Annotated in this window: 8 protein-coding genes; 2 read left to right on the top strand and 6 right to left on the bottom strand. The window is 60.9% G+C overall.

Going from position 1 to position 12,856, the window contains the following annotated elements:
• Window positions 1–48 precede the first annotated feature (48 nt).
• From PZA18_RS17970 to PZA18_RS17945, 6 genes are all read right to left on the bottom strand, one after another.
• Complete coding sequence (locus PZA18_RS17970) at window positions 49–1,089, bottom strand: hypothetical protein (protein WP_284102253.1); 1,041 nt, start codon at window positions 1,087–1,089, stop codon at window positions 49–51.
• A 2-nt stretch (window positions 1,090–1,091) separates the two neighbouring features.
• Entirely contained in the window at window positions 1,092–2,054 is a 963-nt protein-coding gene (locus tag PZA18_RS17965; protein WP_284102252.1) for a ketoacyl-ACP synthase III family protein, read from the bottom strand.
• Window positions 2,055–2,119: 65 nt separating this feature from the next.
• A complete protein-coding gene (locus PZA18_RS17960; protein ID WP_284102251.1) occupies window positions 2,120–2,803 on the bottom strand; it encodes a GNAT family N-acetyltransferase in 684 nt (227 codons plus the stop codon).
• On the bottom strand, window positions 2,800–3,726 hold the full coding sequence (locus PZA18_RS17955) for a beta-ketoacyl-[acyl-carrier-protein] synthase family protein (RefSeq protein ID WP_284102250.1): 927 nt from the start codon (window positions 3,724–3,726) through the stop codon (window positions 2,800–2,802). The genes PZA18_RS17960 and PZA18_RS17955 overlap by 4 nt, the downstream gene beginning before the upstream one ends.
• A gap of 9 nt (window positions 3,727–3,735) precedes the next feature.
• The gene (locus PZA18_RS17950; RefSeq protein WP_284102249.1) at window positions 3,736–4,422 is read right to left on the bottom strand and encodes an acyl-homoserine-lactone synthase; all 687 of its coding nucleotides are present in this window, start codon (window positions 4,420–4,422) and stop codon (window positions 3,736–3,738) included.
• 505 nt (window positions 4,423–4,927) lie between these two features.
• A complete protein-coding gene (locus PZA18_RS17945) occupies window positions 4,928–5,704 on the bottom strand; it encodes a LuxR family transcriptional regulator (protein ID WP_284102248.1) in 777 nt (258 codons plus the stop codon).
• A gap of 789 nt (window positions 5,705–6,493) precedes the next feature.
• On the opposite strand from PZA18_RS17945, the gene recC reads away from it, so the two are divergent.
• Complete coding sequence (gene recC, locus PZA18_RS17940) at window positions 6,494–9,838, top strand: exodeoxyribonuclease V subunit gamma (RefSeq protein WP_284102247.1); 3,345 nt, start codon at window positions 6,494–6,496, stop codon at window positions 9,836–9,838.
• Window positions 9,839–10,267: 429 nt separating this feature from the next.
• Window positions 10,268–12,664: a choice-of-anchor X domain-containing protein gene (locus PZA18_RS17935; RefSeq protein ID WP_284102246.1), complete on the top strand. Its 2,397-nt coding sequence runs from the start codon at window positions 10,268–10,270 to the stop codon at window positions 12,662–12,664.
• Window positions 12,665–12,856: the final 192 nt, after the last annotated feature.

Genomic DNA, 12,856 nt, shown 5'->3' with positions numbered 1-12,856 from the left:
CTCGGTGGCACCGGACGGAAGGAGGTTGAAAATCAGTCCGCTCACGCCTCAGTGGCGGGTGAGGGGTTTGGCCAGACATAACTCACCGTCGTCATCCAGCTGCGCCGGATAGCAGTCGGCCAGCAGGGCACCGAACACGCCGGGCATCGACGCCGTCCAGATCAACACCCGCACCGGTCGGCCAAGCCGGTTGGCGTGGCGCACGCCCGTCAGCAAGCCGTTGAGGGCTTCCGCTGACGATAGATGCGCCCGCTGACTGACCCCGGTGTTGTCGCTGGGGGCGGCCAGCGCCTGGGCGATGCGGGTCACGACATCCTCGGCCAGCGGCTCGCCGATGATCAGCTCGACCGGATGCTCTTCTGCCTGCGCCCGCTCCAGCAGCGGCAGGGCCACTTTGAGCACGCCATCCACCAGCAGGTCGGCCAGTCGCTGCCGGGGCTGTTGCCAGATCGGTGTGGTATCGGCCGCCAGCAGGTGCTTCCAGCCCACGACCTTGGCGATGCCCTGGCGGTCTTCTGCCGGCGCCGAGATCAACACGGCGCCAGCGGCATCGCCGAAATTCACCAGATCGGCATAGCCACGGAAGAAGGGTTGAATCCATTTATCTGACGCCGACAGCAGCACCCGACCGCCCAGCAACGGGCCGCTCAGATAGGCCGCAGACAGGGCCAGCGCCGCCGGCACAGCCCCTACGCCAAGCTGCGACAAGGCTTGTACGACGCGGCTTTTCGGGCTGCAGCTGTTCTTGACCCGCAGGCAGTTCGACGCAACGATGGACTGGCTCAGCGTTGCCTGGCAGTGCAGAACCCCCCCGGCCGTGGCGACGGTGCCTTCAGGCAGCGCTGCCGCCAATGCCCGCGCAGCCACTTCGGCCATTTCACCGCTGCAGCGCTCGCTGGCTTCCACCGGCAAGGCATAGTCCGGTGCCTGCCATTGGTCCGCCCAGACCGGCGCTGCCGGTGGTCGGGAAAAGCTGCCCGAGGGCCCCAGCAGATGCTTGTAGATTTCGGGAACCTCGCTGCCCAGCGGGCTGGCAACCGCCCGCGCCGGAGCACGGTAAAGGTTGATGGCTTCAATCAAGAGACTCATGGCTACCTCCCTTCAGCAGTGGCACCCGGTGGCAACAGGGTGAAAGCGGCATATGCGCCATTGTTGGATTGCGCCGCCGCCAGCACCGGGTGGCCTGCGGCCAGATGCTCGAATCCGGCATCGACCAGATTGATGGCCAGGTTGGCACAGCAGGCGTGGCCGCGTCGGCGGGTGTTTTCGGTAAACATCTGGTGGTCTTCGGCCCCCAGGCTGCGACCGAGAGACAGCCACAACGGCGCCTCGGAATTGGTAGGCAGGAAGATGCCGATGTCGCGCATCGTCAGCCTGGCCTGTTGCAGCGCCTCGGCCGTAGCGGTCTTGGTATAGGCCCAGTTGAAGGTGCCGTGCAGCGCTTCGAACTGCGGCGACGCTGGCCCCCCGTCCAACTTGGGGAAATAGCGCAGGCAAAGTGAGGCCAACCGGCCCAGCCCCTCACCCCGCCCGATCAGCAGGGCCGAGCTGCCGTCACTCTGGATGCCCTGATCCTTGCGCAGGCGGAAGGGCTCGTCGAACACCCGGTCGGCGGTGACGATGGCCACGTAATGCGCATCCGGGTCGGATTGCAGCAAGGCACAGGCAGCTTCGATCGCCGCAAATACCGAGGCACAGCCAAGATGGGTAATGCCGAAGGCCAGCTTGGGCTGCAGATCAAACGCTGCAGCCAGCTCGGCCACCACGGAGCGAGGCGGTTCGGGAATGCTGAAAGGCTGTGTGTTGGCGTGGATCAGATAGTCCACCTCCCGCGCAGCGATACCCGCGCGCTTGAGCAACCGCTCGAAAGCCGCCATCGACAGGGAAAGATCGCTTTCGCCTTCCCCCATATGAAAATAGCGGCATCCGTTGCTGATCAGCGCCTGCACCAGCTCGGGTGCGACGCCGAGCAGCGGCGCCCAGTCGCGTACATCGACCGGCGTACCTGGCAGGTAATAGTCAGCGGCAATAATGCCGTAGGGGTTTTGATACATGGGGCCTCCTCAAGTCTTAGGCTCTGGTGAGGTTTTATTTCCGGATCGCGACCGGAAACAAATCGTCAACAGAGCCTGCAGGTCAGGGCATCGTCCTGCGATGCCGCCAGATGCTCGGCCAGCCAGTCGGCATAGCAGGCACCCTGTTCGGAAATGGCCGTCGGATGCAGTCGACCGAATTCTTCACGGGTGATGTCGAAGCACACCCGATCCAGCCGCTCGCCAGCCATGACATGCCGGTGTCGCAAACGCCCGACCTCGGTCAGCCCGGCCTTGCGATGCACCTGAATGGACGGCCGGTTCGATGCAACGACCCAGGTGGACATCACGCTACGGTCCAGATCGTAAAACCCGGTCGCCAGTGCATTGATAAAGGCTGCCGTCGTGATATGGCGCGGCCCGTTCTGCAAGTCGCCACGCAGGCCAAAGACCTCGGCCGAGCCCATCGGGTTGTCGATGTCCACCATGCACATGAAGCCAATCGGCCGTCCTTCGGCATCACAATAAAAACGCGCCCAGTTCTTCTTGCTGCTGACCAGGGCCTGCAGCTGCAATCGGCTCAGCTTCTGCCGACCACTGCCGAAGTCGAGCCAGCCATGCACATTGGCCGGCTCCAGCCACTGTTCGAGCAGGGCGACGTCATCCCCTGTCAGGGGTTTGAAGTACACATCAGGAAGCATCATGGTCTTGTCCTCACCCACCGCCTGCGCCCCAGCATCCCACCGCTGGCCACGCAGCCGGCTTGTCATTCAACTGCAGCCACTTCAATCACGGCCGCGCCAAAACAACCGGCCACTCCGCTGGAAAACAGCAGGTGGAATCCCGGCGTATTCAGGGCATTACTGTCTTGCAAATTGATGGGCGCATCGGCACCGAAGGCATGGCCAAGCCGGGCGATATTGGCGTCGTAAATCTTCTCGACCGGCAATTTCAACGCCGCTGCGATCTTGTGCCAGCCGGGCAGATTGCTGTTCTGCGGTTGCAGGCTGCAGACCTGCTCGGGGCCGATCTGTGCCTGTTGCATGGCCTTGCGGATGACTGAAATCGCCGACCAGAAGTAGCGATCGTTCGCTTCGTAAACGCCCTGGTTGCTGGCGCCACGAAAAAAGCGCGGGTCGTTGTAGGTCACAATCGAGCGGATGGCGGCCCCGCCCTGGCGTGAGATCCACAATGCCGAGGCGGCATCGCTGTGAATGGCGCTGGCATCAATCACCCGCATGTCTTCGCGCAAGATCAGGTCTGCCCCGATCACAATGGCGTGTTCAAGCGAGGGATCACTGGCAAACAGCGCCTCCAGCACGCGCAGCGAATGCAGCAAGGACACGCAGTTCTGCTGCGACACCGAGAAGGGGCGCGCCCGCGTCAATCCCCCCTGCCGCGCCAGCTGCAGGGCCATGCTCTGCGGCGGCATCAGGGCGTTGCTCTGGTTGGTGTGAAACCAGATCAGGGCCCCGACGGATTCGGCCGGCGCCGGCGCGTCAGCCAGCAGCTGGTCGAGCGCCTTGCCCGCCATGTTGTACAGCGTCTCGCCTGCTGCGGCCTGATAAGACCGGGCACCGCTATCGCACAACGCTTGCGTGGCTTCCCTTGTGTAGCCATGGCGCTGGCACCAGTCGGCAACCTGCCCGGTGTGTGGCGGTAAGTAATAAGTACTGCGGACGATTCCTGGCATGGCGGCCCCTCAGTTACGCAAGGCCGATGCCACACCGGCATCGCCAGCCAGCCGTACTTCACAGGACTCCCAGCCCTGGCCGGCAATCAGCGCCTCTGCACTGTGGCCCAGCGCCTTGAGCGTGACGTCGTCGATGCTGAACCACAGCGCCACGCTCTTTTCGATACCCACCTGCATCGGCTCGTGCAGACGGTAGCAATGGACACCCAGCCGGCGGATCAGCCGCTCAAACCCTACCGTGGTGGCAAAAACAAAATGGTTGATCCGGTTTTGCAGGGCATAGGCGACGATGGCCTTGATCAGCTGACGGGGCACATCGGTAAAGCCAAAGCCGTGGCGGGGTGCCTGGGTAACCGCAAAGCGGCTGATCTCCATGATGGCGGTGTCGCGAGGGGCGGCATGCGCGCCAAGCAACTGGGGAAAGGTGTCGCGCAGCATGTAGGGGCCGGTAGTAGGCAGCAGACGGCAGCAGCCCGCAATTTCGCCATCGGCCTGTCGGGCGATGATGTGAACCGGGTTGCAATGATCGTAGTCGTCCTTTTCCAGCCCATTCTGAGTTTGCACATCCCATTCCAGGCGGCCACGGAATACTTGGCAGCGCAAACGAAACAGGTCTTGCAAATCGACATCCGAATGGTCGGGGTACTGACTTAATACCGCCAGGGCACTGGCTTGGGCTGCAAAATTCAGACTCACGGTCGTTTCCTCCTATGACCGCAATCAAACCGCAACGCCGAACCTGTCACTAGCTGGCAAAAGCGACAGGGTAAAATGTCCCGATTTTAAAATTGATCTTTTATCAATACAAAACAATCACTTACAAACAATAAATTCTTCAAAAGTTCGCCAAATAGAAAAAGCAGGATAACTATTTACATTTTAAATAAGTACAAATAAACAAAATCCATTCCAGGCAAGCTGGCGTTTCTGACAGGTGTCCCGACTGCCCAACCATTATTTAAATAGACAAGAAAATGATTCTTGTTTGACAGGTGCCGGCACACCCTCTTGCCAAGGCAGCTGGGCCTGCTGGCCAGCGTGGGGGAAAATCATCGGAGAGACCCTGCCCGGCACTCAGCAAGGGCTGGGTTTTGTTGAGGTAAGGTTTGCAGAACCTGGTAGTCGGATCAGGAAGGATGGAGATACGAAGGGAAATGGGGCCATCACGGCAGGCCGTTGCAACGGCCTGCCGGAATGGGTTTCAGGGATGTACCAGCCCCAGCGAGACCGCACGGGCTACCGCCTGCCGGCGGTTATTGACGCCGAGCTTGCGAATGACGTTGTCGAGATGAAAACGCACGGTGCGCTCGGAAATCGTCAGGATCGCCGCCGTTTCCCAGGCCGTTTTGCCGGCTGCGGCCCAGGTCAGGCATTCCTGCTCGCGCTCGGTCAGTGCCGCACGCGGGATCTCCATCTGATGCTGGTCCAGCACCAGCCGGCGCACGACCTCGTAGGTGTAATTCGCCAGAAGCTGGGCCATCCCTAATGAGGCCGCCAGATAGTCCGCCCCGGCCGGGCTGGTTGTCGGGTTGGCCACCGAGAACAGCGCATCCTCACCGGATCGCACATGCAGAGGCAGACTGATGCCACTTTGCAAGCCGTAAGCTCGCGCCTCCTCCCACAGTTGCAAGCGTTCCTTACCTTCAAACAGATGCTCATTCCAGACCAGCGGAGTCTGCCGCTTGCCACGAATGCAATGCGCAACGATCGGGTCAATCTCGATGTAGTTCGACTGTTTATATTGTTCCATCCACGGCTCAGGATAGCCGGAGAGGATGAATTCAACCGGCTGAACGCCCTCCACCCGGACATAGCCGCCGTACAGAAAATGCTCGAAGCCCAGCTTGGTCGTGATCTGGCGCACCGTCCGGTGCAGTTCCTCAACGCTCTGCACAGCCAGTAAGTCCTCGAACAGCGACAAGGCCCTCTCTATGGCGTAGGCCGAACAACCACCTTCCTTATCTGATGTCGTGCTCATGGGTTTCGCTGTCTCCGTCTCAAGGACGCGCCATCAGGCACCTGCCTCGCCTGACCTGCGGTCGCCCCTGTTCTGTCTGATTATATTTTGTCTTATTGAGATTCATTTTTACTGAATCGGCCAAACCCCGGTCTATCCGGGCATGGCTTGGTCGAATAAAAACCACCAGGCTTACATCAAATGCGGTGCGATTTACTTATTTATCCAACAGCCGTTTTACAAGCCGCCCAAAGCATCCGGATTGCAAGACTGTTTTACTAAGGGAAAACCCCAATCTTCCTTGCCTACCCCTTATCCGTCAAGGCAGATTACTCTTTCAAGACAAGGGGATGAGTGCGTGGCGCACAGCGATCCCGATTGAGGGACGATTGCCCACCCAGCACTTGCATAGGTAAAACGACTGAAACTTCATGATTCATACTGAATACCCATGCAGTTAGGCCATCCGACCCATCATCACATTTCTGCAACACTTCAAGTATTAGTAAATTGCAATATAGAGTAGTTATTAATTAGCACCGGCTAATTTTGTCAGGCAGTAACGTTAACTAAATAAGCGCGCACAAATGGCCAAGCCATAAACCCAGGCCATTCAAACCAGGCTCTGTTGAGGTTTTGCTTCCGGTCGCGTCGGGCCGCGTTTTGGGGTGGGGCGAGGCAGGGTAAGCACGGTTTAGCGAGCTTAAATAAGCGAGCCCTGACGGCGCCCCGCTGCATCAAGTCTCGCAACAGGGCCTATACTCGGCACTTTCGCGGGCATTGGCCTGCCTTCCCGATTCCGCCCCAGGCATGCTGCATCTTTATCAATCCGACCGTATCGAAACACTGGCCGAACTCCTGGCTGCCGTCCTGGCCACACCGCCAGCCAATCCACTGGCACAGGAAGTCGTCATCGTTCAAGCCAAAGGCATGGGACGTTGGTTGACGCTGGAGCTGGCGCGGCGCTTCGGAATTTGCGCCAACGTGCAATTTCCCCTGCCCGCCACCTTTCTCTGGGATTTGTCGCTACGGGCACTCGGGCCGCTGGATGCCCGCTCGGCGTTTTCCCCGCAAGTGCTGACCTGGCGCATCTTCGACTGGCTGGCAGATCGTCCGGCCCACGAACTCGATCATCGTCTGGCGGAGTTTCTGCAAGGGGGCGATGAGCGGCGGCGACTGGAACTGGCCGAGCGGATTGCCGACTGTTTCGATCAATACCTGGTGTACCGGCCCGACTGGGTGGCCGCCTGGGAAAAGGGCGAGCTGCAGGGGCTGGGAGAGGATGAAGCCTGGCAGGCCGCGCTCTGGCGCTGGCTGGATCAGGCCAGCCCAGACCGTCACCGTGTCGATTTACTGCGCGGTCTGATCGAACGTCTGCGCGCTGCGGCCCCGATAGATTTGCCGGAGCGGATCGTGCTGTTTGGTGTCACCAATCTGCCGCCGGTTTATCTGGATGTTCTCGAAGCGCTCGCCAGCCGCATCGACGTCTGCATTTTTGCGCAGAACCCCTGCCGTGAAGCCTGGGGGGACATCCGCGACCCGGCCGAGATCACCCGTCTGGCCGCCGACCGCGACCCGGCGGCACTGTATCTGGAAATCGGCAATCCCTTGCTGGCAGCGCTGGGCAAGCAAGGCCGGGAATTTTTCGATGCCATCGCCGAGCGCTTCCCCGACACCCACGGTATTTTCAGCGACGCGCTGCCCACCAACAGTCTGCTGGAAACCTTGCAAGCCGAAGTACTGGCGCTGGCCATGCCGGATGGCCATAAGCGCACCCTGGCAGCGAGCGATCACTCCATCCGCATCCATAGCTGTCACGGCCTGCAACGGGAGATTGAAGTCCTCAAGGACGAGCTGCTGGCACGACTTGAGGCCAATCCCGACCTGCCACCTTCGCAGATTGCCGTGCTATGCCCGGATATCGAGCAATACACGCCCTATATCGACGCTGTATTCGGTCGGCGCGAGGGCGAGCCCTACATTCCCTATGCGATTGCCGATCGTGGCGGCCTGGCCGAGTCGCCCCTGCTGGCGGGCACGCTGGACCTGTTGTCCCTGCCGCAAAGCCGCTTCGAGGTAGACCGCATTGCCAGCCTGCTGGAGCTGCCGGCGCTGGGTCGGAAATTCGGCATACAGGAACAGGATCTGCCCCTGGTGCGCACCTGGCTGGTCGCGACCGGCGTGCGCTGGGGCCTCACACCGGACAGCCGGGCCCAAGCCGGCTTACCCGCAACCGCCGAGCACACCTGGCAGCAAGGGTTGGACCGCCTGTTGCTCGGTTACGCCCTGCCGCAGGAGGCGGCCGAGACCAGCCTGCCCCTGTTTGGGGGGGTATTGCCCTATGACGAGGTGGAAGGGGGTGGTGCGCAACTGGCAGGCCAGCTGGCTGCCTGCCTGCGGGCGCTCGCCAGCTGGAGCCACAGCCTGCGCCAACCACGGCCGCTGACAGAATGGGCAGACCATATCAGCGCCGGTTTCGACAAACTGCTGGCCCCCGACAACGATGAGGAAATTGCACTCAAGCGCCTGCGTGATGCGCTGCTGGAGCTGGCTGCCATCGCCCTGCAGGCAGGCTGCCAGCTCCCGGTAGGCATCGACACGGTTCTGGGCTGGCTCAAGCCCGCTCTGGATGAAGCCGCCGGCGCATCGGGCTTTCTCACCGGCGGCGTCACCTTCTGCACACTGGTGCCAATGCGTACCTTGCCCTACCGGGTCATTGCCCTGGTCGGGCTCAATGACGGGGCCTTCCCACGGGAATCCCGTCCGCAGGGATTCGACCTGATCGCCCGACGTCCCCGCCGGGGGGATCGCTCACGCCGGCTGGATGACCGCTACCTGTTTCTGGAAACGCTGCTGGCTGCTCGCGATGGCCTGCATCTGTCGTATACCGGCCGCGATGTTCGCAGCAACACCGAACTGCCTCCCTCGGTTCTGGTGGCCGATCTGCTCGACGTCATCGATGGCAGCTGGCAGACCGAAGCGGGCCAGCCGGCCTCCCGCCAGATTCTGATCGAGCACGCCCTGCAACCCTTTGATGTGCGCTACTTCAGCAATGACCCCCGGTATCCGGGGTTCTCGCCAGCCTGGCTGGCGGCAGCCCGACTGGCCGGCCGTGGGACGGACCTGCCCAGCCCGCTGATCGACAGTCCATTACCGCCGCCCGCCGCCGGGCCGATCGAGTTCAGCGAGCTGCTGCGCTTTTTCAGCCATCCCGCCCGACAGCTGCTACAAACCCGGCTAGGCCTGAAACTGTGGCAGTCCGACACCCTGCCCGAGCCACGCGAACCGTTCGATCTGGATAAGCCCACCCAGCGCACCCTCCGGCAGATGGGCTTTACGCTGTGGCAACAACAGGGCAACGAGGCTGACTTCGAACGCGTCGCCCGCGCCGGCGGCTTGTTACCGCATGGCGCCACCGGCAGCCAGCTGGCAGAACAAACCTGGATGGCCTTGCAGCAACGGGCACCCGTCTGGCATTCGGCACTGGCTGGGGAGCGCCTGCCTCCGGTCGAAGTCGATCTGCAACTGGGCGGGTATCGGCTGGTAGGCTGGCTGGATGGACTCTCCCGCGCCGGCCTCGTCACCATCTCGCTGGAAGACTTGAGCAATCTGAACCGCGTCGCGCTCTGGCTCAAACACCTGCTGCTCAATATTGTGCGGCCTGCCGGTGTCGAACCTTGCAGTCGTCTGGTCTGCAACGATATCGAAGTCAAGCTACCCCCAGTGGCAGAGGCGCGCGAGCGCCTGCTGGACTGGCTACGGGCCTGGAGCGAGGGCCAGCAGCAAGCGCTGCATTTTTTCCCTTACACCTGCAGCTGGATCTACGCCCGCAATATGGCCGCCCTGCGCGCCGAACAAGCCCAGGCCGCCGTCACGGAAACCGACAACGCCACGACCGCGAAGAAAGGTAGGGGCAAGTCTTCCCGCAAGGCCGAACTCACGCCCGAGGCAGCACTGGCTGCCGCACGCAAAGCCTGGGCCGGCGATGAATATCAGCGCGGGGATGGCGACAACCCGTTCTGCCAATTGGCCTATCGAAACACTGATCCCTTCGACCAGCGATTCGAGACTCTGGCCATTCAACTACTCGACCCCTATCTAGCCTGCGCCGAGGAAAGCCAGGGCGAGCCGGGTGACGCAGCAGATGCCGACTGAAGTTTGCTTCTGGCGGGCCTCAACCCGCCCGGCTTGGAAGCGCCACGTGCATCCTGTCGGACACACGGCTCCTGACCGTTTGGCCATGATCGCTCGCTTTACCAACCGCGACAAACCGGCCACCCCCATCGCACTAACAAAACCCTAACCTGAACGCAACTAATTGTTTTTAAACAGAAAATAAACATTCCACTTTTGCCGGACCCGCCTTCCGATCACAGCATTTTTCCGCACTACCGCCCCCTCCAGACTCCCCAGGTGTAGAAGTTAGTCATCGCTTAGCACGCCTCTCAAAGGCCCCGTTTAAGCTGCACAGCAATCAGTTTTCTGGTGGTCGGCGGCCACAAGCCATCGTACAGACCGGTCACGAATTCAGACTCCGCATCCGATTCTGTTAACCAAAATACGCAAATTCGAGAGGAAAACATCATGCTGTTTCGTCGCCTTCCTGCGCGCTTTACTCTGACTACGCTGGCCTTGAGCTGCTGGGCTTTGACTGCTCAGGCTGCTGAACACCCGCTGACCAAGATTCACTACGACGCACAACGCAACGTCAACGTGCTCGATTTGGTGATGTCGATCGACTGGGATTTCGACGCACCGCCAGCAGGTCGTGACAAGGCGTTTCTGGAAGAAATCATCAAGCAGTCGTCCAAGAGCCTGTACACGATGACCGAAGGCCGGCAAATGCTCGGCACGGTCTACGTTTATAAGAACAGCCAGTTCATGGACAACACCGATATCCAGTATCTGATAAGAGATGGCCGGGCCAATGCCCATGTGTCAGGTCTAACCCACTGCAAGGGCTGCCGCAATCAAATGTTTGCCGGCACCAACGAAACCGCGATTGATCATGGCAAGACGTTGGCCCACGAGTACGGCCACTATGTATTGGGTCTGTTTGATGAGTATCGGGAACAAGGAGGAACCTCGGTTGATCCGGGCTCCCCACAGGATGGCGATACCCCGAAGAACACCGTGATGCAAGACCAGATCAGATTTGCCCACCTGAGCACTGCCGAGGACTACACGGACCCCACAACGCGCAAAACCGCACACTATCGGATGTACCAGCAATCTGCCTGGGAAACCCTCACCAGCGCACCCACCAACAGTCCGGCAAACTATCCCAACCGTATTTCATTTGAAGCATTCCGCCATATGCCGGTTCCAACCTCTAGCGCCGCTTTGACTCAGCCCACCAGTGGCTGGGAGAACGACCTGAAAGTCGTCTACATGGGTAGCAGCGATGCGCCCACCACCGCCAACTCGGGTTTTGCTGCCGCCAACGCCAGCGGCCCGATCAACCTGATCGTGATTGACACCACCACCAGCAAGGCTCAGCTCGACGCGCAGATTCATGCTGCACAGCAAGTCGTCAGCAAAGCCGGTGATAACAGCCGGGTAGCGGTCATCACCTACCCGTTTGCCAACCAACTGACGGTTGCCACGACCCGGCTCAGCAGTGCCAGCGAACGCCATGCCATCAAGACGCAGTTGGGTAAAATCACCCAGGACAGCAGCGTCAGCGATACCGTCGCCGGCGACCGTCTGTTCGACTACGGTGAGGCCGCCCTGCCGCATCTGTTCCCCAAGGGGCCGGTCTCGATGACCGGCGGCGGTTACTACTACCGCCTCTACCCAACCGGCAATGCGCTCGGCGTCGCCAAGGGCAAGCTGTATTTTTATGACGGCAGAACCATAGCCGAACTGGGTCCGGTCGAAACCTGGTTGCCCAAGGCCAAGCGCGACTTGTCAGCCGCCCTCGACCGCTCGCTGGAGTTGATGAAAACCGTCGTGCGTGATGGCGATACGCCAAATGTGCTGCTGTTCACCACCGCCAACCAGACCGTCAACAAGGCAACCGTCCAGGCTTTCCGCGATGCCAAAGTCGCCATCCACCCGGTAGCGCTGCTCGATAGCTTTGGCGGCCTGTTCGCATCGCCCAACCGCTTCTCCAGCACCGCAGACCGCCTGTCGCTGTTTGATGTGGCCAACCAGACCGTTGGGGAATTCCGCGAAGCCAGCAAACCTGGAGACCTGCTGCGCGCAGCGGCTGACGTCATCCACAACGCCGAGGGCGATGAAGTACAGCTGGTGAACGACGATGCCGGCCACACTTTGGCCGCCGGACAAAGCCAGAGCCTGAGCAGCATTATTTCCAGTGCCGATGTCGATGATTCCGTGCACTTCCAGGCCAGCTGGAGCCAGGAAGACGACGGCAAGCTGAGCTTCAGCCTGATCGCCCCTAACGGACAGCAGATCCGCCCAGACCAGCTGCCCGTAGGTGTGAGCTATGTGCAGCCGGAAGGCGAAGACTTTGTGGAGTTTGTGGTTGACCGCCGCTTCACTGCACGTGCGGGACAATGGAAGAGCCAGGTGACTGCCAGCAAGGCCTTGGTCGAGCCGGTATTCCTGACCTCCACCGTCAAATCCAAGCTCACGGCCATTCTTGACCTGTTTGGCGGCACCGCCGAAGACAGTCGTCCGCTGACCGCCGTGGTGGAGCTGTCCGGTCCGCTGTCGGTGAAGGGGGCCAAAGTGGTCGGCACCGTGCAGGCAGCAGACACCGGCAAAGTCGTGAAAGCCAACGTCGAGTACCGCGATGACGGGGTGGCACCTGATCTACGTGCCGGCGACGGCCACTACACGGCCAGCCTGGCCGATCTGCCGGTTGGCGAATACGCCGTATCCGCCAAGGTCAGCAACGATGGTAAAGCCGTCTTTACCACTGCCAGCCAGACTCGCAAGGGCACCAACGCCCCCGAACAGGTCATTGCCCCGTTCGAGCGTAGCGTGCATCAGTGGGTCAACAAACAGAAGTAAGCCCCTTTGGCGCCGTTGCAATCTGGCGTCCCGCTCTCGCTCACTCCGTCTGGCCATGCTCCGAAACTTGGCCAGAAGCCTGCCCGGCTTTGGCGTGACGGGAAATCAGATTGCAATGGCGCCTGGGCTCTGTGGATGTCTTGCTTCCGGTCGCGCCGGGTCGCATTTTGGGGTAAGTCGATGCCCCAAGAA

This window comes from Parachitinimonas caeni (assembly GCF_030129945.1).
Taxonomy (GTDB): Bacteria; Pseudomonadota; Gammaproteobacteria; order Burkholderiales; family Chitinimonadaceae; genus Parachitinimonas; species Parachitinimonas caeni.
The sequence above is the reverse complement of the archived record's forward strand: the minus strand, read 5'-3'. Positions and strand labels throughout refer to the sequence as shown.

Bases quoted from the DNA above. Each gene is read 5' to 3' on its own strand.
- PZA18_RS17935 (WP_284102246.1), top strand. From the start codon at position 10,268: ATGCTGTTTCGTCGCCTTCCTGCGCGCTTTACTCTGACTACGCTGGCC.
- PZA18_RS17970 (WP_284102253.1), bottom strand. From the start codon at position 1,089: ATGAGTCTCTTGATTGAAGCCATCAACCTTTACCGTGCTCCGGCGCGG.
- recC (WP_284102247.1), top strand. From the start codon at position 6,494: ATGCTGCATCTTTATCAATCCGACCGTATCGAAACACTGGCCGAACTC.
- PZA18_RS17965 (WP_284102252.1), bottom strand. From the start codon at position 2,054: ATGTATCAAAACCCCTACGGCATTATTGCCGCTGACTATTACCTGCCA.
- PZA18_RS17960 (WP_284102251.1), bottom strand. From the start codon at position 2,803: ATGACAAGCCGGCTGCGTGGCCAGCGGTGGGATGCTGGGGCGCAGGCG.
- PZA18_RS17955 (WP_284102250.1), bottom strand. From the start codon at position 3,726: ATGCCAGGAATCGTCCGCAGTACTTATTACTTACCGCCACACACCGGG.
- PZA18_RS17945 (WP_284102248.1), bottom strand. From the start codon at position 5,704: ATGAGCACGACATCAGATAAGGAAGGTGGTTGTTCGGCCTACGCCATA.